17 protein-coding genes and 2 pseudogenes are annotated in these 19,741 nt (G+C 61.1%); 8 read left to right on the plus strand and 11 right to left on the minus strand.

The annotated features are described in order from the left end of the window. Positions 1 to 12 precede the first annotated feature (12 nt). The 4 genes and pseudogenes from AC0L39_RS12095 to AC0L39_RS12110 all read left to right on the plus strand — a co-directional run bounded on the left by AC0L39_RS12095 (position 13) and on the right by AC0L39_RS12110 (position 4,974). On the plus strand, positions 13 to 1,956 hold the full coding sequence (locus AC0L39_RS12095) for a gamma-glutamyltransferase family protein (RefSeq protein ID WP_473258204.1): 1,944 nt from the start codon (positions 13 to 15) through the stop codon (positions 1,954 to 1,956). After that, positions 1,943 to 3,121, plus strand: a complete 1,179-nt coding sequence (locus tag AC0L39_RS12100; RefSeq protein ID WP_473258206.1) for an acyl-CoA dehydrogenase — start codon at positions 1,943 to 1,945, stop codon at positions 3,119 to 3,121. The genes AC0L39_RS12095 and AC0L39_RS12100 overlap by 14 nt, the downstream gene beginning before the upstream one ends. A 179-nt stretch (positions 3,122 to 3,300) precedes the next feature. Beyond that, positions 3,301 to 3,936, plus strand: coding sequence for a maleylacetoacetate isomerase (gene maiA, locus AC0L39_RS12105; RefSeq protein WP_473262371.1), 636 nt, complete (start codon positions 3,301 to 3,303; stop codon positions 3,934 to 3,936). A gap of 26 nt (positions 3,937 to 3,962) precedes the next feature. Further along, a pseudogene (locus AC0L39_RS12110) lies at positions 3,963 to 4,974 on the plus strand (fumarylacetoacetate hydrolase family protein). Here the strand turns inward: AC0L39_RS12110 and AC0L39_RS12115 are convergent. Together AC0L39_RS12115 and ald are read right to left on the minus strand one after the other, a co-directional pair. Beyond that, positions 4,971 to 5,670: pseudogene (locus tag AC0L39_RS12115) on the minus strand (alternative oxidase). The pseudogenes AC0L39_RS12110 and AC0L39_RS12115 overlap by 4 nt on opposite strands. Positions 5,671 to 5,764: 94 nt before the next feature. Further along, positions 5,765 to 6,847 carry an alanine dehydrogenase gene (ald, locus tag AC0L39_RS12120; RefSeq protein WP_473258208.1) on the minus strand — a complete coding sequence of 361 codons (1,083 nt, stop codon included), beginning with the start codon at positions 6,845 to 6,847 and terminating at the stop codon, positions 5,765 to 5,767. A gap of 350 nt (positions 6,848 to 7,197) precedes the next feature. On the opposite strand from ald, the gene AC0L39_RS12125 reads away from it, so the two are divergent. Then, positions 7,198 to 8,598, plus strand: coding sequence for an NAD-dependent succinate-semialdehyde dehydrogenase (locus tag AC0L39_RS12125; protein WP_473258209.1), 1,401 nt, complete (start codon positions 7,198 to 7,200; stop codon positions 8,596 to 8,598). A gap of 6 nt (positions 8,599 to 8,604) precedes the next feature. Here AC0L39_RS12125 and AC0L39_RS12130 read toward each other — a convergent pair whose 3' ends face one another. From AC0L39_RS12130 to AC0L39_RS12145, 4 genes are all read right to left on the minus strand, one after another. Then, positions 8,605 to 9,771, minus strand: a complete 1,167-nt coding sequence (locus AC0L39_RS12130) for an alpha-hydroxy-acid oxidizing protein (protein ID WP_473258211.1) — start codon at positions 9,769 to 9,771, stop codon at positions 8,605 to 8,607. Positions 9,772 to 9,850: 79 nt separating this feature from the next. After that, positions 9,851 to 10,237 carry a thiol-disulfide oxidoreductase DCC family protein gene (locus AC0L39_RS12135; RefSeq protein WP_473258213.1) on the minus strand — a complete coding sequence of 129 codons (387 nt, stop codon included), beginning with the start codon at positions 10,235 to 10,237 and terminating at the stop codon, positions 9,851 to 9,853. Between the two features lie 93 nt (positions 10,238 to 10,330). Beyond that, positions 10,331 to 10,885 (minus strand): asparagine synthase-related protein, encoded by a 555-nt coding sequence (locus AC0L39_RS12140; protein WP_473258215.1) that lies wholly within the window; start codon positions 10,883 to 10,885, stop codon positions 10,331 to 10,333. Continuing rightward, the gene (locus AC0L39_RS12145; RefSeq protein WP_473258217.1) at positions 10,851 to 12,308 is read right to left on the minus strand and encodes an asparagine synthetase B family protein; all 1,458 of its coding nucleotides are present in this window, start codon (positions 12,306 to 12,308) and stop codon (positions 10,851 to 10,853) included. Before AC0L39_RS12145 ends, AC0L39_RS12140 begins: the two co-directional genes overlap by 35 nt. 580 nt (positions 12,309 to 12,888) lie before the next feature. On the opposite strand from AC0L39_RS12145, the gene AC0L39_RS12150 reads away from it, so the two are divergent. Beyond that, positions 12,889 to 13,041 carry a hypothetical protein gene (locus AC0L39_RS12150; protein ID WP_473258218.1) on the plus strand — a complete coding sequence of 51 codons (153 nt, stop codon included), beginning with the start codon at positions 12,889 to 12,891 and terminating at the stop codon, positions 13,039 to 13,041. Between the two features lie 115 nt (positions 13,042 to 13,156). Here AC0L39_RS12150 and AC0L39_RS12155 read toward each other — a convergent pair whose 3' ends face one another. Genes AC0L39_RS12155 through AC0L39_RS12165 form a run of 3 tightly spaced genes read right to left on the minus strand, consistent with a single transcriptional unit; the run spans position 13,157 to position 15,245 of the window. Then, positions 13,157 to 13,450, minus strand: coding sequence for a PqqD family peptide modification chaperone (locus AC0L39_RS12155; protein ID WP_473258220.1), 294 nt, complete (start codon positions 13,448 to 13,450; stop codon positions 13,157 to 13,159). Positions 13,451 to 13,461: 11 nt separating this feature from the next. Continuing rightward, a complete protein-coding gene (locus tag AC0L39_RS12160) occupies positions 13,462 to 14,310 on the minus strand; it encodes a sulfotransferase domain-containing protein (RefSeq protein WP_473258221.1) in 849 nt (282 codons plus the stop codon). Beyond that, positions 14,310 to 15,245: a phosphoenolpyruvate carboxykinase (ATP) gene (locus AC0L39_RS12165; protein WP_473258223.1), complete on the minus strand. Its 936-nt coding sequence runs from the start codon at positions 15,243 to 15,245 to the stop codon at positions 14,310 to 14,312. The genes AC0L39_RS12160 and AC0L39_RS12165 overlap by 1 nt, the downstream gene beginning before the upstream one ends. Before the next feature lie 135 nt (positions 15,246 to 15,380). Between AC0L39_RS12165 and AC0L39_RS12170 the strand changes: the two genes are divergently transcribed. Next, the gene (locus AC0L39_RS12170; protein WP_473258225.1) at positions 15,381 to 16,568 is read left to right on the plus strand and encodes a nucleotidyltransferase family protein; all 1,188 of its coding nucleotides are present in this window, start codon (positions 15,381 to 15,383) and stop codon (positions 16,566 to 16,568) included. A 146-nt stretch (positions 16,569 to 16,714) separates the two neighbouring features. On the opposite strand, the gene AC0L39_RS12175 is transcribed toward AC0L39_RS12170, so the two are convergent. Then, positions 16,715 to 17,248, minus strand: a complete 534-nt coding sequence (locus tag AC0L39_RS12175; RefSeq protein WP_473258227.1) for a hypothetical protein — start codon at positions 17,246 to 17,248, stop codon at positions 16,715 to 16,717. Positions 17,249 to 17,420: 172 nt separating this feature from the next. Here AC0L39_RS12175 and AC0L39_RS12180 point away from each other — a divergent pair, with 172 nt between their 5' ends. Then, positions 17,421 to 18,731 (plus strand): hypothetical protein, encoded by a 1,311-nt coding sequence (locus tag AC0L39_RS12180; protein WP_473258229.1) that lies wholly within the window; start codon positions 17,421 to 17,423, stop codon positions 18,729 to 18,731. Here the strand turns inward: AC0L39_RS12180 and AC0L39_RS12185 are convergent. Continuing rightward, entirely contained in the window at positions 18,728 to 19,447 is a 720-nt protein-coding gene (locus AC0L39_RS12185; RefSeq protein WP_473258232.1) for a hypothetical protein, read from the minus strand. The genes AC0L39_RS12180 and AC0L39_RS12185 overlap by 4 nt on opposite strands. Positions 19,448 to 19,741: the final 294 nt, after the last annotated feature.

A 19,741-nucleotide genomic window follows, 5' to 3' on the forward strand; every position in this document is an offset into this window, starting at 1 on the left:
GAAGGACAACCCATGAAAAAGCTGCTTTTAACCTGCGCTGCCACGGCGCTGATTGCTCCATCGACGTCCGCGCAGGACGCTCCGGCAGGCACTGAGGAAGCGCGGCCCGTCAGTGAACAGATCGGCGCAGGCGGCAGGCCTGTCGGCGCAGCGTGGAGCCGCAGCCCGGTCCACGCCGAGAACGGGATGGCGGCAACGGCGCACCCGCTCGCGACTCAGGTGGCGCTCGATATCCTCAAAAGCGGTGGCAACGCGGTCGATGCAGCGATTGCGGCCAACGCGGCGCTCGGGCTGATGGAGCCGACCGGCAACGGGATCGGCGGCGATCTGTTTGCGATCATCTACGATCCGGCGACCGGCACACTGCACGGGATCAACGGATCGGGCCGCTCGTCCTCCGGGCAGACCCTTGACGAGCTAAGGGCAAAGCTTGGCGATGCAGACAGCATACCGCCGGTGGGCGCGCTTCCCGTGACCATTCCCGGCACCGTCGATGCGTGGTTCACCATGCACGAACGCTTTGGCTCGACACCGATGGCCGACATTCTCGCGCCCACGGTGAAGTACGCCCGCGAAGGCCACCCGGTCGCGCCGGTGATCGGCATGTATTTCAGCCGCGCGCTGAGGGCTTATGAGCGGCGGCAGCAAACGACGCCGTTCGAATTTGCCAATGCCCGCGCAACGTGGTTCGCCGATGGTCCGCCCAAGGCGGGCGAGATTTTTCGCAATCCCGATCTTGGCCTGACATTGGAGACGATCGGGCGCGAGGGCCGCGATGCCTTTTACGAAGGTGCGCTCGCGCGGGTCATGGTCGATTACCTCCAGCGCCAGGGCTCTGCCTATTCTCTCGAGGACTTTGCCAATCACACCAGCACCTGGGTCGATCCCGCCTGCGTTGCCTACCGCGGCGGATACGAGCTGTGCGAGCTGCCGCCCAACGGGCAGGGCTTTGCCGCGCTCCAGATGGTCAACATCCTCAAAAACGTGGACCTTGCCCAGTGGGAGCGGGGTTCGCCCGAAGTCATCCACTACATCACCGAGGCCAAGCGTCTCGCCCACGCCGATGTCGCGCGGTTCTATGCCGATCCCGATTTCTCGCCCTTTCCCATGCAGCTGCTTACCGACGAATATGGCAAGGCGCGGTTCGCGCTGATCGACCCGGCCCGCGCCACGCCTGAATTCGAGCCCGGCACGATCGAGATCGAGCCAAAGCTGGAGGGTGAAGGCGACACGACCTATCTCACCGTCGTCGATGGCGACGGGCTGATGGTCAGCCTGATCCAGTCGAATTATCGCGGCATGGGATCGGGCCTCACACCCGATGGTCTCGGCTTCATGTTTCAGGATCGCGGCGAGCTTTACAGCCTCGATCCCGCCCACCCCAATGCCTATGAACCCGGCAAGCGCCCGTTCCAGACGATCATTCCGGCGTTTGTGAAGAAGGATGGCAAGCCGTTCATGACGCTCGGCCTGATGGGCGGAGGAATGCAGCCGCAGGGGCACGTACAGGTCCTCATCAACATCGCCGATTACGGCATGAACCTGCAGGAGGCAGGCGATGCCGCGCGGATCAATCACGATGGCGGGCGCCAGCCGACCGAGCCGCTGACCGGCCCCGCTGCCGATCCGCTCGGCGCGCTGAATGTCGAAGCGGGCATTCCGGCGGAGACGGTAGAAGCATTGAAGGCGATGGGACACAACGTGCGCGTGGTCACCAACGGGATCATGTTCGGCGGATACCAGGCCATCGCCCGCGACCCCGAAACGGGCGTGCTGACCGGCGCAACCGAAATGCGCAAGGACGGGCAGGCGCAGGGTATTGAGCGCCGCGCAGGCAGCAGCGCTCACACCCACCCCGCTCTGCGCAGTCCAAGCTTGCCCCGCGCAGTCCAAGCTGCGAAAGAGCCGAATAAACTAGTTTCAGGAGTAACTTGTGGCCGGAATGGTGCCGTTTAATTGGGAAGACCCCTTCGATCTCGAAAGCCAGCTGACCGAAGACGAGCGGATGATCCGCGACACCGCAAACGCATTTGCCCAGAGCGAATTGCAGCCGCGCGTGATCGAGGCGTATCGCAACGAGACGTCCGCACCTGAACTGTTCCCGCTGATGGGACAGGCGGGCCTGCTTGGCGCAACGATCCCCGAAGAATATGGCGGCGTCGGCGCGTCCTATGTCGCATACGGCCTGATCGCGCGCGAGATCGAGCGGGTGGACAGTGGATACCGTTCGATGGCGAGCGTGCAGTCGAGCCTCGTCATGCATCCGATCCACGCTTACGGTTCCGAAGAACAACGCCGCAAATATCTCCCCGGCCTGTCCTCGGGCGAACTGATCGGCTGTTTCGGCCTGACCGAACCCGATGCCGGTTCCGACCCTGCGGGCATGAAAACGCACGCGAAGCAAGACGGTGATGGCTACGTCATCAGCGGCGAAAAGACGTGGATTTCCAATTCGCCTTTCGCGGACGTCTTCGTCGTCTGGGCCAAGTCCGAAGAACATGGCGGCGGCATTCGCGGCTTCGTCCTCGAAAAGGGCATGAAGGGGCTTTCCGCGCCCAAGATCGAAGGCAAGATTTCACTGCGCGCCTCGACTACGGGCGGGATCGTGATGGAAGACGTCAAGCTTCCCGCCGATGCGCTGCTGCCCGATGTTCAGGGCCTGAAAGGTCCGTTCGGCTGCCTCAACCGCGCACGATATGGCATTTCGTGGGGCGCGATGGGGGCGGCGGAATTCTGTATGCGCGCCGCGCGCCAATACGGACTCGACCGCAAGCAGTTCGGTCGCCCGCTCGCCGCGACGCAGCTTTACCAGAAAAAGCTTGCCGACATGATGAGCGACATCGCGCTGAGCCTGCAGGCTTCCCTGCGCGTCGGACGCCTGATGGACGAAGGCCGGTTCGCGCCCGACATGATCTCCATCGTGAAACGCAACAATGTCGGCAAGGCGCTCGATATCGCCCGTCAGGCGCGCGACATGCACGGCGGAAATGGCATTTCCGAGGAATACCAGGTGATCCGCCACGCGGTGAACCTCGAGACGGTGAACACGTATGAAGGCGCGCACGATGTCCATGCCTTGATCCTGGGCCGCGCGATCACCGGGATCGCGGCGTTTGGGTGAACGTGCCTCTTCGCTGCACTCCGCGCGCTGTCCTACATGCGTGACGGCGGCTATAGCGATGGTATGAGAGTGATACTGCCCGCCGAAACGACTGCGCCAGAGCGCGGCATCGGGAGAGCGGGTTTTTGGGTCCTGGACACTGTCTCATGTGTCTCATGGAAGGAGAGGGTTCGATGACGATGAGGCTCTATGGCTATTACCGCTCATCGACCTCGTACCGGCTGCGGATTGCGCTTGAACTCAAGGGGCTGGAGTATGAACAGGACCCGGTGAACCTGCTGGAACGGGTGCAAAAGGGCGAGGCTTTCACCAGCCGCAACCCGTTTGCGAGTGTGCCCATGCTTGAGGCGAATGGCCGCGACCGTGCGCAGTCGATGGCGATGCTGGAATGGCTGGACGAGGCCTATCCCGACAACCCGTTGCTGCCCGCCGATATCGAGGACCGCTACACCGTGCGCGAACTGGCCTATGCTATCGCGACAGAACTACACGCGCCGCTCAACCTGCCGGTGCTCAAATACCTGAAAGACCCGCTCGGCCATTCACAGCGGGTCGTGGACCACTGGTATCGCCACTGGCTCAAACGCGCGCTGATGCCGGTGGAGACGCGGCTGGAGCAGCTCGGCGCGGGCGACTTCCTGCTGGATAAGCCGGGCATGTTCGAAACTGTGCTGATCCCCCAGATCTACAATGCTCGCCGGTTCCATTACGACCTGTCGGAAAGCCCGCATATCTGCCGGATCGAGACCGCCTGCCTTGCCCTGCCCGCGTTTCAGCGCGCGCATCCGAACAACCAACCCGACAACCCCGCTTAACTGACCGACAGAAAGGCAAAAGCCTCATGAAACTCGCAACGCTCAAGGATGGAACCCGCGACGGCAAGCTCGTCGTCGTGTCGAAGGACCTCACCCGCTGCTGCGCCGCCGGCTACATCGCGCCGACGATGCAGCGCGCACTCGATAACTGGGAGCGCGTCGCGCCTGAGCTGGAACTGCTCGCAACCGACGTCGAACATGAGGCGGTGCCGTGCGAACGGTTTCACGAACGCGAGGCTCATTCGCCGCTTCCCCGCGCCTATCAGTGGGCGGACGGCTCCGCCTACATCAACCACGTCGAACTGGTGCGCAAAGCGCGCGATGCCGAGGTGCCCGACAGCTTCTACCACGATCCGCTGATGTACCAGGGCGGCAGCGACGGCTTCCTGCCCCCGCGCGCCGACATCCCGCTGGGCGATCCGGCATGGGGCTGCGACATGGAGGGCGAGGTTGCGGTCGTGGTCGACGATGTGCCGATGGGCGTGACCGCCGAAGACGCAGCGAAGCACATCAAGCTGGTCATGCTGGTTAACGATGTGAGCCTGCGCGGCCTGATCCCCGGTGAACTTGCCAAGGGTTTCGGCTTCTTCCAGTCCAAGCCTGCCAGCGCGTTCTCCCCCGTCGCGGTCACGCCGGACGAGCTGGGCGAAGCGTGGAAGGACAGCCTCATCCACCTGCCACTGATGGTCAACTACAATGGCGAACCGTTCGAGCCGCGCCGAAGTGGGCGAGGATGCGACCTTCAACCTCGCGCAGCTGGTCGCCCATGCGGCAAAGACCCGCTCGCTGTGCGCAGGATCGATCATCGGGTCGGGCACCATCTCGAACAAGGGCGAAGATGGCGGTCCGGGCAAGCCGGTGGCGGAGGGCGGCCTGGGCTATTCGTGCATCGCGGAGATTCGCATGATCGAGACGATCCGCGACGGCGAACCAAGTACCCGGTTCATGCGCGCAGGCGACACGGTGAAGGTCGAGATGCGCGATGCAGACAACCACTCGATCTTCGGCAGTATCGAGCAGACGGTGGTCGCAGCCTAACCCTTTTCGAGCGAGCGGCGCCGAGCGATATTGCCTTCGCGGCGCTCGTCGATCTTGTTCACGAAGCAGTGGTTCACGTCGCGGTGCTCAGCCTCATCCGCGCGCACGGCGATGATGACATCGCGCAGGCGCGCGTCGCTCGGCAGCTGCCAGTAATCGATGGCAATTTGCGGTGCGGGTATGTTTTCATGACGTCCCGCATCGACCTCGGCGAGATACTGGGTGTAGCTGAAAACGGCCTCTTCCTCGAAGTATCCGACCACGCGGTGCGCAGTGCGCGGCGCGAGCAGGTAGAGGAAGAAGTAGAAGTTGTAGAACACCATCTGCACGGCAATGATGAGCGCGCGTTCGAACCGGTTCGGCTGAGCAACCTCGATAAAGGTCATCAGGTGCATCCGCTCGTTCTCCGCCTCATCAAGCAGTGTGCAGAATCCAGCCATCGTCATCGCGCATGTTGCGCAGCGCGCGCAGGTGCTGCCACAGCCCGCCGACCATGCCGGGGACAGCGGCGACCGTTTCAAGCACGACGGCGCGGTGGCCATAGCGCTGCGAGAAGAACGCATCGGCAAAAAAACGCAGCAGCTTCACGAAGGCAAAGGCAATCCGGTCGCTCGCCGATTGCGGCGCGACATGCGTGTCTAGCTCGGCATCCCAGTTGACCTGCCGAACCAGTGGACGGGTATCGAATTGTTGCATGGCGGGGCTCTCCATTGATTGCCCGATATCTAGTGCCTGAGCGCCTCGAAATCCCGCGAAACGCTCACACCAGGTGTTCTAATTCATGCAACAATCAGAAACCTAAGCTCTCCGCGACTGCAGAATTTACAATCTTGCCCTTATGCACATTCAGCCCGAGAGCGAGGTGCGGATCGTCCTCGCGCGCCGCAATACCCTTGTTCGCAAGCGCGAGGCCGAAGGGTAATGTTGCATTGTTCAGCGCATAGCTTGAGGTGTGCGGAACAGCGCCCGGCATGTTGGCGACGCAGTAGTGAATGATGTCGTCGACAAGGTAGGTCGGGTTTTCATGCGTCGTCGGTTTGGACGTCTCAAAGCAGCCGCCCTGGTCGATCGCGACGTCCACCATCACCGCGCGGTGCTTCATCAGCGGCAGCATGTCGCGGCTAATCAGGCGCGGCGCGCTGGCACCGGGGACGAGCACGGCGCCGATCACGACGTCGGCTTCGGTTATGGCGTCCTCGATCGTGCCCGCGTTGGAATAGCGCGTGGTGGCGCGGCCCTGAAACATGTCGTCCAGCTCGCGGATACGCGGCAAGGAGCGGTCCAGGATCTCGACATTTGCGCCGAGTCCCACCGCCATGCGCGCGGCCTGAGTGCCGACGACGCCGCCGCCGATCACCACGACCTTGGCCGGCAGAACTCCGGGAACGCCGCCCATCAGAATGCCGCGCCCGCCATTGTTCTTGTGGCTTGCCTGGGCGCTTGCCTCGATCGAGAGACGCCCGGCAACTTCGCTCATCGGGGCAAGAAGGGGCAGCGATCCGTCGGGCGCGGTCACGGTTTCGTACGCGACCGCCGACACACCCGATTCCATCAGGCCGCGTGCCTGCTCGGGATCGGGGGCGAGATGCAGGTACGTGAACAGGATCTGCCCTTCGCGCAGCTGCGTCCATTCGTTCGGCTGCGGCTCCTTGACCTTGACCACCATGTCCGCGCGGGCGAACACTTCGCCAGCCGTATCGACGATGGTTGCGCCGATCTTCTCGTAATCCTCATCGGTCTTGCTGATCCCGAGCCCGGCGCCGCTTTCAACGATGACGCCGTGGCCCTTGGTCACATATTCACGCGCAGCCTCGGGGGTGAGACCGACCCGGTATTCGTGATTCTTGATCTCTTTGGGAACGCCGATGAGCATTGTATTCTCCTACGGGACTCGGGCGGCTAGGCGCTAGCCGGTGCGCAAGAATGTTACAATCTTGAGCAAACTTTGTCGATCCGGCAAATGGGGTTTTGAGCCCGCGGGGCTTTCCTACTACGCCGTTTTCATGACAAGGCGATGCTACGCCGAATGGAGATTACGATTGCCAATGTTGGAGAAGTGTCAAGCGTATCCAACAAGCCTATAATTTCTATTTTTCAGTGCTTTGATCGTAAATCATACGGGTGACACATTGTCCAGCATGTCATCCGTATCATACAAGAGGAACGCCCGAATGACTGCCTATCCCACCCTCAAGATGCTGATCGGCGGCGAATGGATCTCCGATGGCGGCGCAGGCACCATGCCGGTCGCGAGATCCGGCGACCGAAGCAAAGCTGGGCGATTGCCCCAAGGTTTCTGCCGAGCAGCTCGATGCAGCCGTCGCGGCAGCGGATGAGGCTTTTCCGAAATGGGCCGCGACACCGGGCGCGGAGCGTCACAAGATCCTGCGCCGCGCCGCCCAATTGCTACGCGAACGCGCGCCCGACATTGCGCGGGTGGTGACGCTGGAGGTCGGGAAACCGCGCGCACAGGCGCTCGGGGAAACGACCGGCGCGGCGGACCTGATCGATTTTCTGGGAGAGGAGGCGAAGCGGCAGGGCGGCAGGCTCGTGCCGGTGCGCGGCCCCAACCTGCTCCAGCAGCGCGTGACGCAGGAGCCGATTGGTCCCGCCGCGCTCTTCACGCCGTGGAATTTCCCGATCAATCTGCCCGCAAAAAAGCTCGCAGGCGCACTCGCGGCGGGGTGCTCTTGCATTCTCAAACCTGCGGAAACGACTCCGGGCTCGGCGCAATTGCTGGTCCAGTGCTTCACCGATGCAGGCGTGCCCAGCGGCGCGATCAACCTGGTCTTTGGCGATCCGGCGATGATCTCCGAGCACCTCATCACAGCGCCCGCAATGCGCAAGATCAGCTTCACCGGCTCGACTGCGGTAGGCAAGCAGCTTGGCGCGCTGGCCGCGCAGGGCCTTAAGCGCTTCACTGCGGAGCTGGGCGGACATGCGCCGGTCGTGATCGGCGAAAGCGCGGATTTCGAGCGCACTGTGGCGGCCTGCGCCGCAACCAAGTTTCGCAATGCCGGGCAGGTCTGCGTCTCCCCCACGCGCTTCCTTGTCGCGCGCGGGATCTATGACCGCTTTGTGAGCGAGTTTGCTGCGCGCTCGCAGGCACTCAAGATCGGCGATGCGAGCGCGGATGACAGCGTCGAGATGGGGCCGCTCGCCCATGCGGGACGCGTGGCGGCAATGGAGAATCTGATGGGTTCGATGGGCGGCAACAAGGGTGAGATCGTCGCGGGCGGCTCTGCCCTAGACGGCGCGGGACACTTTTTTCAGCCCACCGTTGTCGCGGGGCCATCAGCCGACAGCCGCCTTATGACAGAAGAACCGTTCGGACCAGTCGCGGGGATCGTGCCCTATGACTCTATCGAAGACGCAGTTCGGACCGCGAACTCGCTGCGCTACGGGCTTGCGGCCTACGCCTTCACCGCCGACCTCGATGAAAGCCACTATCTTGGCAATTCGCTGCGTGCGGGCATGGTCGCGATCAACCACTTCGCGGTCGGCTCGCCCGAAACCCCGTTCGGCGGCGTTGGCGATAGCGGCTTTGGATCGGAAAGCGGGGTCGAGGGCTATCTTGGCTACACCGAAACCAAGCTCGTCACCGTTGCAAAATCCGGCGGTTGATCCGGGTCAGCGATCGGTGCGGTACGCTCCGGCGGCCCTCACGTCGTCCAGCGTCGGGTAGCCGTTGACTGCCATCAGCAGGTCTGCCTCGGCCAGCATGGAGCGCAGCACCCATGCCGTACCCTCGGCCCCGCCAATCGCGAGGCCATAGGTGTAGGGCCTGCCAACGCCGACCGCCCTTGCGCCGAGCGCGATGGCCTTGATCGCATCGGACCCCGACCGGATGCCGCTGTCGAACAGGACCGGCACGTCGCCAGCGGCTTTTACAATGTCCTCGAGGAGGTCGATCGTCGCAATACCGCCATTGGCCTGTCGTCCGCCGTGATTGGAGCAGTAAATCGCATCGGCCCCGGTATCGACCGCGCGGCGCGCGTCGTCGGGATGGCAGATGCCCTTGAGCACGATCGGCATCTTGGTGACGGACTTGAACCATTTCATGTCCTCCCAGGTCAGCACCTGGCCAAAGACTTGCGCGAACATCCCGATAGCCGCTGCCGGATCTTCTTCGGGCGGCTTGTCCAGCAACGAACGGAAGATCGGATCGCAGAAATAGTTGGTGAGAACCTTGCCGCGCAGCTGCGGGAAATTGGAGGCGTTGAGATCGCGCGGCCGCCAGCCAGTCACCCACGTATCGAGCGTGACGACGAGCGCGGAATAGCCCGCATTCTCGGCGCGCCCGATCAGGCTCTCTGCAAATTCTCGGTTGCGCGGAGTGTAGAGCTGGAAGAAGGCAGGCGTATCGCCGCAAGCTTTCTTTACGTCCTCCAGCGGGTCGTTGGACAGCGTCGAGGCGCAGAACGGAACGCCGGTCATGGCTGACGCTTTGGCCGCCGCCATGTCGCCGTGCTGGTCCTGCGTAGCCTCTCCGTTGAGGCCGATGGGCGCCATGAACAGCGGCGCGTCGAAGGTCTGCCCGAACAGTTCGACCGAGAGGTCTCGCTCGGCGCAGTCGACCATCATGCGCGGGACCATGCCCCAATGATGGAAAGCGGAGGCGTTGGTGTCCTGCGTGTGCTCATCGCCGCACCCGCCTGCGACGTAATTGGTGAGCATCGGTCCAAGCGCTTCGTGAGCGCGCATTTCCAGCGTCGCAAAATCGACCGGAAAGCGCGGCAGTTGTCCGCTCAGTCCGGCATTGTAGATCTCGTTCTGCATCCCGCCGAAATTGCGCATCTGGTGTTCTCTCCCGAAGAAATCGTTGCAGCGAGAGTGAACCAGAACGGCGGCGATGGGCAAGCGGTTTATCGGGCGCCTAACCCAGTCGCCGCGCAAGCCGCTGCAAACGCGGTCGGACGCGCAAGTGCCATACATAAAGCCGCTCAAGGACACGCAGCACCAGCCCATTGCGCGCAATCAGTCCGAGCGGGCGCAGCGCCGGGATCGCCCGCCACATCGCCCCGAACGCCGCCGCGCCGTCCAGTATTGTCCCGTTTTCACGGGCGTGAAACCGTTCAAGCAGCATTCCCTGATCGATCGGACAATTCGGATCGCCATTTTCGGCGACGTCGATGAAATGAATGGCGTCCTTCCGATCGAGCTTGCGCATCAGCGATATTTCACGCTGGCAAAGCGGGCGCGCACCATCGAACCAAACGGTCACGCGGCTATCGCTGGTAGGATCGGAGGATGTGGCAGTCATGGGGAAGATGTGCGCCTCGAGTGCACAAATTCAAGTGCGGACGGATGGTGGAGCCTGGGCTTCAACTCCAAACTCATCGCCCTTCGCACCGGATCAGTTGCGCCCTTCGACCTGGTTTATGAACCGTGCGACGGCCAAGGCGCGGCTTACACCGTAGCGTGCGAGATCGTAATCGGGATATTCCGAGACCGATACCGGCGTGGCATCGGGCGAACGCTCGATCACCTGCTTGATCCGGTCGATATCGAGCCTTTGGGCGATTTCCGGGATATCACCGAGCCGGTCGATTTCGGCAAGCATCCGGTCTTCATCACGCTTGCGGCGCGTATGCCAGTCGGAAACCTGCTCACCCCGCTTTGCCCCCAGCACTTCGGGCGGGAGCTTGCCGCGCATCATGCGCTTGATGAGACGGCGATCGACGCCGTTCTTGTAAAACTGGTCGTCCGGGATGGCGTAGCAGAATTGCATGAGCTTGCGGTCAACGAAGGGCGTGACCAGTTCCACCCCGTGCATCATCCTGTTCGCCTCGATCAGCCCGCCGGCATCGTGGCGCGCGCCGCGCCGCATCATGATGCGCATCATCTGACGCCGATCCGGACGGCGGCGGTAGCGGTCATCCCAGTCCAGCGCCTCGAGCCGCTCGCCCACCTTCATGTCGCGCGCATATTCCGGTCGGATCGCCGAAAATGCCGTGAATCCCGTCGCTGCGTCGTGACCGCGAAACCGCATATACAGAATCGTACATCGCATCCGGCATGTTCGTGAGCAGAGCTTGAAAGGCGACACTCGAAACCTTCGTATTCGGACGAAGCGCGGAAAACTGACGGATCTCGCGAGCAAATTTCACCCAGTTGCCAGACCTGAGCCACTGCGCGAACAGAATGTGCGATGCGGCGAAACTAAGATTTGCATTGCCATCCGAACCGCTAACCATCAGCGACACACGGTCCTGCTGGGCACGGTGCTGGATCGCGCTGCTCCACGCGCTCGAGCCAGCACCTCGCAAAGGCATATCCGCGTAGGACTGAACCATATCGAGCCCCTGATCGAAAGCGAGGTGCTCGCCGCTTTCAAAGTGCGCGTCGATCTCGGGATACAAGTCAGCAAGGGCGCGCACGGGGCCGCTTTCATCGCCGAGCCGGGCCTTGCGCGTGCGCTGGTCCCACGACTTTTCCGGCACTGCCGTATAGGCCTTGAGTATGCCGGGCGCTGCTGTCCCGTCCCGCCGCATATGCTCAATCATCGCGACCGCGAGGCTTGTGGAATCGAGTCCTGCGCTCAGGCTGATCGCGGGCAAGGACGGAGTCCGAAATGCGCTCTCAAGCGATTTGCCAAGCAGGTCGCGTGCCTGTTCGACATAGTCGTCATCATTGGCCAAACGGATCGGATTGACGTTTTCGAATAAGTCGTGGGTGGCAAGGCTCGGCGCGCCGGCCCCCGTGACCGTCAAAGTCTGTCCGAGACCGACAACAGAAACGCCCTTGAAGACGGACCGGCTAAAGTCCTCGTGATTGAGGACCAGCATGTCCGCAATCTTGACGTCGTCGAGCTGTCTGGGAATTTCCGGATCGCTGAATATCGCCTTGGTGCTGGTCGATACGATGATCCGGTCAGCATCGGCGTAATAGTAGATATGCTGAGACCGTTCGAAACCGCGCATGACCGTGAAGCGGTTTTCCTGAGTATCGCACACGATCATTCCGTAGCCGCCAAACAGGTGGTCCCGGCATTCCTCCCGCCATTTCATCCACGCTGCAAGGGCAAGGTCGCAATCGGGGGTGCGAGCAAGCATCGCTGCATCGAGACCGATTTTCTCGGCCAGTTCGGAGCGGTGATTGAGCCGTCCGAGAAACAGCAGATGCCAGCGCTCCGCCGCTGCGGCAGGCTGGCGCTCGAACTTGTCCTGAGGCGTGAAGCCGGCGCTTTGCACCCAGCTCAGCGCGAACGGGCCAGCCGCTTCAGCCGCCTGCCGGTCCGACCCGAAGATACGCAAGGCGCTCGTCATGCGCCTGGCGTTTTCGAGAGGCGCACCGCGTCCATCGCGCCAGAATTCGATTGCAAATCCGCTCATGGCGACAAGCCTTTAGGGCGTGGCCGGAGCTTTATCTACGGCTTCTTGCCTCGTTCCATGGATTCCCGGTCAAGCCGGATCAGATCTGTTGAAAAGACCCGGGGCTGATTTCTCAATAGGTCGATGAGGTCACACCTGACACGGAGCGCGGCCAAGATTGTTTTACCCAGTTAAAGGCAACAGCTTACGTGCTGCGGAGACGATCTAAACTTCAGAATACACTGCGCCTTTTTGGCAACGCCTCTGCGCTGTGAGCGTTTCGTCGTTTCTCAAATGCGGTGAATTGGTAGTTGGTGCAAATTTCGCATCCAGACCATAAGGTGCTGTTTTTCCGTGCAATTAATGCAAACCCAGAAAACTGGAGCGCCGATGGCATCGGCAAGCGGAGCTTTTCCGAAGCTTTCGCTGGGATCCGCGAAATCCAGAATTTCTCAGTTTAACTGAATGTTACGGAAGCCCGACATACGCGTATTTGTACTTGCCCCGGCATTCAGAGTTCGGCATTAGCGCTTGCAGTTTGCGGCGAAACTCCGTAATTCTTGGGCAAGCTAATTCTTACATCATCTACAGGGCAGAAAAAATGACGAAACAGATCGATACCACCAACGCACCTAAGGCTCAGTGGGAAGCTCCTGAAGTGGTGGGCCTCGACATGGACCTGGTCGATGTAAAATCGCTGTTCGCAGCGGGTACCGACGGTCTTCTTCCAGGCGGCACTCAGTCTGATAGCTAATTTTCGTGCGCGGATGCGATTGATTCGCGCTTTTCAGTCAGGGCATCGCCCGCTGATGTGATTTTACGGGCCTCTCTTTGCGGAGAGGCCCGTTTTCTATGCAAGCCGTTCGCGATCAATCCCTGACTTCGATCAGCCCTTGGTCGCTCAGCCCTTGTAGAAATGCGATCGTCTGATGCTCGCATGTCGAGGCATCGACTTCGAATTCCTCCTGCAGCGAACTGCAAATGCCCGAAACCTTTTGAGGCGTTTCGAGCATCGCCCAAATCCGCAATCCAGTCGATTTGAGCGAGGAAAAGTTACCTTCATCGAGGTGCATAAGGATCGTCTCGCCATCGACCTGGCTTTCGACGAAATTGTCCGACTTCGATACCGTGTGATCGAGCGTGACGGGTGTTGGTTTGCTCATCTGAAAATCCCTTATAGATACCCAAGTTCCTGCATCACCGCGGTGTGACGCGAGGTCAATTCCTGTTGGAGCTGCGGCGAAAGTTTCTCTTTGCCCTCGCCCGACCTGCCAGACCGAAAAAACCGTTCCGATTTCAGCGGTCGCTCGTTGAAGCCCTTCTCCGCTTCGATCTTCTGCAACCTTTCAAACCGGGAGGCTTCTGCTGCCTGCTCGTATGACATTGCAAATTTGGAATCATCCAGACCCGCGAATTCTGCGATCTGCTGCAGCTTTCCTGCGGTATCGGCTTGCAGGTCCTCATATCTCACGACCAGAACCGGCACTTCGGACTGGCTCGTCCAGCTGCGATAATGCTGCGACCAGTCACCGAGCAATTGATGCAGCTGTTCGCGGTTATTGCCGCCGATCTCCATGTTCGGATCGCTCATCGACCTCACGGTCTTCTCGAAAGAGGAATCGCCGCGATGATGCGAATAGGAAACCGCAACGTCGAGCGGGTTCCGCACGATGTAAACTGCCCCGCGAGAGCAATCGCCCGGGAATATCGGCTCGCCGTCCGAATTAACCTGAAAGCTGTCATGGGCCTTCATGAAGACGACATCCCCGGCCTGGGCCGAAATGCCGCGATAGACATCGGGCCGCGACCGGTCGATCTCGTCCTTGCTCAATTCGTAGGTGTTCGCGCCCAGCAGGTGGTCGAAGGGCCAGCGCGCACTCGCGATACCTGGCAGTGCATTGAAATCCTGTGATGCGGCATCGTCATCATCCGCCAGGTTGAGCAAATTGCCCAGCAGCAACCTTACCCAGGTGTTGCCAGACTTCGGATAGCTGGCAAGCCAGACAATATTCCCCGCCACCATCACTCAGTCGGCTGATGTTCTGAGCCCAGGGCAGAAGCGATGAAATCAAGTGCCGGTTCGTAGTTGTCGTCAGCGAATACCCGCGTGAATTCATAGACCTCGACAGCTTCGAACAATCCCTTGAGCGCGGTGAACAGGCTCTTGCGGCCCATCAGCGGCTCGGCATAGTGCGGGCGAAAGAGGTTGCGGCGTATCACCTGAAGCGCCTCTGCTCCGGCCAACCGCTCCAGGACGTTGTCCTGTGTGGCATCGCTGCGGCCTCTTCTGAGCACGATCAGCTTCTTGAGCGGTGCGGCGGTCAAGGAACTGCGCACAGGCGGCTTGGCAAAATGCTTGTCCAGTTTCACGCGCTCGCGCACCGGGTGCAGTACCTCCGCGCCGGTCGCCTGCACGGCATCACCCCAAAGCTTCAACTGCTTTTGTCCGGCGTGACAAAACGCCCCGCCCGAGCTGTCGGCAGGGTCGTAAATCAGCGTGTCATCGGTGAAGAAGGGATAACCCCGTTTGGCCAGGTTGGCCGCCAATGTCGATTTACCAGCGCCCGAATGACCGGTGTAGCCAACGATCGATCCATCGACGATGTTGGCGCTCGCATGGATCGGGATCAGCCCTCGCTGATAGCACAAGGCACCCCATGCCGACCCGAGTATGAACAGGATGATATCTCGCGCGCCCGTTTGAGGTCCGCGGCGGTAAGTGATCGTCTGGCCGTCTTTCACATGGAGCCGGCTTCCGTCCGGGACCCTGATGAGAAATTCGCCTTGCTTCAGCTGATAAGCGGTTCCTTGCTCGCTCGCATCATCGACCGATGAAGGGACATCGCCCTCACGGATAACCACATCAGCGCCGTGCTCGACCATCGGTGCAGCCACCCGCGCGCCAAGATCAATGTCGGTGGAAATTGAGAACGGAAACGGCACTGCGGGTCTAGACAAAGGAAAATCCGAACTGATCACTGGCTCTTGAAGGCTGGGCCTTGGGAAAATGGCTTTTGGCGCAATATGTCCGCTCTAATACGGCTTGTTTGCATTGCGGCAAGAGGATTGCGCGCCTAGTCCCGCTTTTTGAAGATGCAATGGTCCCTCGCCCCGAAAGAAGCGGAAATACCGCTAGAGTTACAAGTTCTCGCGGCGTGCTGCGACCATCCCTGCGATGCGGATACTGCTTCGCGGGTCGAGGCGCTTGCCAGCCGGATCGACAATTGGGACGCGTTCGATCTGGCTTCGCGGCGTCACAATCTTCAGGGCTTTGTCCATGATCGGTTGAGGGATTTTCCCGCCCTGCCCGAACACCTGAAATCGCGCTGGTCGGCGGAAGCGAAGAGGCGGGCTCTATACAACCTCGCCCAGGCAAGAGCTACAGGCCGCATTCACGGCGTCCTGAACGATGGCGGGATTTCCAACCTAGTGCTCAAGGGCTTACCGCTGGCCATCACGCTTTACAGCTCGCTCACCATGAAACGCAGCACGGATATCGATTTGCTGGTCTCCCCGCAGGACGCGTGGAGTGCCATCGAACGGCTCGCCGATGCAGGGTTCAAAGAATATGGCAGCGGCACCATCCTGACCCGCCGCCAGTTCGAGGCCGTCCAGCGCCACTTCAAGGAAATAACCCTGAAGAGCCGCGAGAATATCGTGGTCGATCTGCATTGGAAATTGGTTGGCAGCCGTGATTTGCTGAAAGGAATCAAGCCGTTCCAGAACGCGCGCTCTGTCGCGGTCGAGAATATCGGCGACATCGCAACCTTAGGTGAAGGCGACGAGTTCGCGTATCTCTGCGCCCACGGGGCCCTTTCCGACTGGAGCCGCTTGAAGTGGCTCTGCGACGTCAACGCGATCCTCAATTCGAAGTCGCCGGATGAGATTGCCGCGCTCCACGATCACGCCGACAGCATCGGTGCGGGGGTTTGCGTGCTTCAGGCCTTGGGATTGCGAGAGCGATTGTGGGGTCGATCGATGCCTCTGTCACTGCGCAAGAGGCTGGACGCTCTGGCGCGCCCCCAATTGTTCGCCTATCCGATTGAACGCATGGTCGAGCCCTACAGACCCGCATCGTCGCTCGAAACGCTCAAACGCATTGCGCGCCAGGCCCGGATACGCAGTATTCTTTATGAAGATCGGAGTCTTGCCGCATCCGAGCTTCGCTCACACTTGCATGCGCTGCCGGATGTCCTCGCTGCGCCTCTACCGCGAAGGCTCGACTGGCTTTACGTTCCGATGCGGCCCCTGATGTGGGCAGGACGCAAATTGCGACGTTAGCAAATTGCGGCCAGAACGGCAGCTGGTGCGGTCTGAGCGAGAGCAGCCAGTGCTTGTCGAATAAATCGCGCTTGGCTACTCAATTGGGCGAGGCAACCAATCGAGGCCGCCGAGAAGGGGAACACCCGATCGCTTCGCAGGCCAAATCACATTCTGGCCCGGTCAGTGCGCCGGCACTGCCTTCGCCATTGCTGGCTATCGGGGTAACCGGTCATCGAAGCTCGCACCCGGCATTTCCGGACGACGCTGCTTCGCTGGAAGCAGCCATGCGCAACCTGCTCGACGCACTGCGAGACGCAGCCCTGCGGGCGGAAATCCACGGTGCAGAAGGGAAAGAGCGACAATTCAGGTTGATCACCTTGCTCGCCGATGGTGCCGATCACATGGCCGCGCGTGCCGCGCTTGAGCGTGAATGGCCTGTGGTCGCGCCTCTGCCATTCGGTGTTCGCCTTAACACCGCAATCAATGCCGAGCCCCAGAGCGAAGCCGACGCGCGGGCGATCCTTTCGGGGCAATCGCTCGAAAACGGCGATGTGTATGCTCGAGCCCAGGCGATCGAGGAGCTCGCCGAGGCAGCGCAGGTTTTCGAACTGGCGGACGAGGATGACGTTGTCGAGCGGGCGTATCTGGCGGCTTGCGGCGTTCCCGACCATCCCGCCGCCATCAGCACCTTTGCTCATCTCGGATCACGCCGCGCCAGTCTTGCCGGACGCATCCTGATAGAACAGTCCGACATCCTGATTGCCGTCTGGGACGGCGCAAGCACTGACAATCCCGGAGGAACAGGTCACACCACGCTGCAGGCGCTTGAAGCAGGAGTGCCCGTGGTCTGGATCGACCCGGCACGGCTAGATGGACTGGTGCATCCTGCACTCTCCGGAGCAGTTGGCAGACTTGGGGACCTGTCCCACGCTCGACAGGGACGCGGAGAACCGCAGCGCCGCTCTCGATCATCTCGTCGCCGAAAGCATCGGCCTTCCCGCACCGGACGAGGATGGTGCGCACACCGGACTTTCTGCGCTCGATCAGAGCGTGTGGCGCGACCGGAGTTCGATCACCAGTCATGGCTATCGCCGCATCGAAGCCTTGTTCGGCGAGGACAGCTGGCGACGAAAGCTCGGCTCGGTTCGCCAGCATTTCGAGCGGCCCGAACGCATCGCCGATGGAAGCGCAAAGCCGCTTGTGGACAGCCTCTCCAAACTGTCTGGCGAGAACACGGCTCTGATGGACGGCGTCAAACACGAGCTGCTGCCCCGGCTCGCCTGGGCTAACGAGATCGGCGCGCGCCTCTCCAATCTTTACCGCTCCGGCATGGTCACGAACTTCACTCTTGGCGCGATGGCGATCATCGCAGGCGTGCTTTACCTGCCGCTGGTCGAAACGTCCCAGAAGTGGATATTTGCTGGGATAGAGCTGGCGCTGTTGCTAGCAATCCTGGTCAACACCGTGACCGGCCAAAAGGCAAGGTTGCATGGGCGCTGGCTCGAAACGCGGCGAGCCGCCGAATATCTGCGCCACGCGCCGGCGCTGCTCGCGCTAGGAATTGCCCGGCCTGCAGGCTCCTGGCCTGCCGGGCTACGCAGCGCCTGGCCAGAATGGTATGCCAAGCGCATAGTCAGGCAGATGGGCCTGCCCCCGGCCCGGATCGACAAGGCCTATTTGCGAAAAGTCGCGTCTGTCCTGCAAGAACATTTCATCGTCTCGCAGCGCGATTATCACATTGCGAAGTCGGCAAGGCTCCATGCAGCCCATAGCGCGATAGAGCGCCTGGCCGAGCGTCTGTTCGTTCTCGCCGTGATAGTCGTCGCCCTTTACCTTGCCGCATTCGGCGCTTCACGCTTGGGCTTGATCGAACCGGCTGCGGTAACCGGGGTCGCGAAATGGTTCACGGTTATCGCCGTGGCGCTCCCGACAATTTCCGGCGCGCTCGCAGCGATCGCTTATTTCGGTGATTTCGACCGTTTCGCTGATGTCTCCCGCATGACGGCGCAAAAGCTCGACGGAATTGCAGATCGGGTTGCGCGCTATATCGCGCTGCCAGACGAGAGCCTCACCTATTCGCGGCTGGCTGATCTGGCGCGCCTCACCGACGAGACGACCTTCGCCGAGATCCAGGCATGGCAGGCGGTGTTCAGCGGAAAGCGAACCACCGTTCCGGCCTAGGCGCTGGAGACAGTCTTTCCCTGCACCTTGGGCTTGGTCTGGATTGTGAAATAAATGATGAGGCTCACCCCGACAAGGCTCGGTCCAGCCCAGATCAGGGGATTGAAGACCTGCTCAGGAATCCAGCGGATCAGACCGACCGAGAGGAAAGCGGTGTAGGCCGAAATGCCCATGCCGAGCAGGGCGCGGAAATGCTCACCAATATAGCTCTTGGGATGAACCTCTGCTCGCCAGATGAAGACCTGCTGAAGCGTCATCGCGACGATCCCGACCACAGCCACGAGCACCATCAACGGATGCCCTACACGCAGGCCATAATACCCACACCACAGGCCGGAGATGACCACCGCCAATATGACCGCCTGATACCTCGGAGAGCGCAGCAACATCCTGTCACGCGAATGCCGGATGACTGCCAGGCCATAATCGACGAAACCGATGGTCAGCGTGCCAAGATACAGCATCATCCATCCGAACAGGCCTGCAAACAGGTCCCGATCGGTGACTGAAGGTATCCGCTCTTCGGGACCGTATAGCGACAGCAGCGCCATGGCGATCGCAAGCGCACCTGCGCCGACAAAACCATAGCGCGCAATCCGGCCCCACTTGCGATGGATCGCAGCCCCTTTTTTCGTGGCAATCGGCACCCAGAAGGCGATCAGACCAATGGTCCCGGCTGCCACGTGTATCCAGATGAGGACTTCGAACAAATGCATGAGGCAAACCTGTACATTTTGGCGCAGCGGCGCAAGCCTCGGCAATTGTCCCTAAAGGGGGTGTCAGGCTTTCGACACGAGCCAGGCGCAATGACGCGATCAACGTCTGGTTAAAACCGGTTTACCCTTTTCGCCAACCAGATTTTACAAGTGAGCGTGCAGTTTTGGCTCAATGCCGAAGTTGCATACCTCGAAACGCGCCCTGCGCGGCGGGCTGGCGGGCGCAGCCCTCGCTTGGGGGCGAAATGAGCGCGCTCGACCGCAACATTGCTTGCATATGACCAGCTTCCGAAA

It is taken from the genome of Erythrobacter sp. K21-9 (assembly GCF_055808355.1).

Coding starts and splice junctions, on each gene's coding strand:
- AC0L39_RS12095 (WP_473258204.1), top strand. CDS start 13: ATGAAAAAGCTGCTTTTAACCTGCGCTGCCACGGCGCTGATTGCTCCA.
- AC0L39_RS12100 (WP_473258206.1), top strand. CDS start 1,943: ATGGTGCCGTTTAATTGGGAAGACCCCTTCGATCTCGAAAGCCAGCTG.
- maiA (WP_473262371.1), top strand. CDS start 3,301: ATGAGGCTCTATGGCTATTACCGCTCATCGACCTCGTACCGGCTGCGG.
- ald (WP_473258208.1), bottom strand. CDS start 6,847: ATGCTCATCGGCGTTCCCAAAGAGATCAAGAATCACGAATACCGGGTC.
- AC0L39_RS12125 (WP_473258209.1), top strand. CDS start 7,198: ATGGCGGCGCAGGCACCATGCCGGTCGCGAGATCCGGCGACCGAAGCA.
- AC0L39_RS12130 (WP_473258211.1), bottom strand. CDS start 9,771: ATGCGCAATTTCGGCGGGATGCAGAACGAGATCTACAATGCCGGACTG.
- AC0L39_RS12135 (WP_473258213.1), bottom strand. CDS start 10,237: ATGACTGCCACATCCTCCGATCCTACCAGCGATAGCCGCGTGACCGTT.
- AC0L39_RS12145 (WP_473258217.1), bottom strand. CDS start 12,308: ATGAGCGGATTTGCAATCGAATTCTGGCGCGATGGACGCGGTGCGCCT.
- AC0L39_RS12150 (WP_473258218.1), top strand. CDS start 12,889: ATGACGAAACAGATCGATACCACCAACGCACCTAAGGCTCAGTGGGAA.
- AC0L39_RS12155 (WP_473258220.1), bottom strand. CDS start 13,450: ATGAGCAAACCAACACCCGTCACGCTCGATCACACGGTATCGAAGTCG.
- AC0L39_RS12160 (WP_473258221.1), bottom strand. CDS start 14,310: ATGGTGGCGGGGAATATTGTCTGGCTTGCCAGCTATCCGAAGTCTGGC.
- AC0L39_RS12170 (WP_473258225.1), top strand. CDS start 15,381: ATGCAATGGTCCCTCGCCCCGAAAGAAGCGGAAATACCGCTAGAGTTA.
- AC0L39_RS12175 (WP_473258227.1), bottom strand. CDS start 17,248: ATGAGCAAAGGTGCTGATGGCGGCGGGATGGTCGGGAACGCCGCAAGC.
- AC0L39_RS12180 (WP_473258229.1), top strand. CDS start 17,421: ATGGACTGGTGCATCCTGCACTCTCCGGAGCAGTTGGCAGACTTGGGG.
- AC0L39_RS12185 (WP_473258232.1), bottom strand. CDS start 19,447: ATGCATTTGTTCGAAGTCCTCATCTGGATACACGTGGCAGCCGGGACC.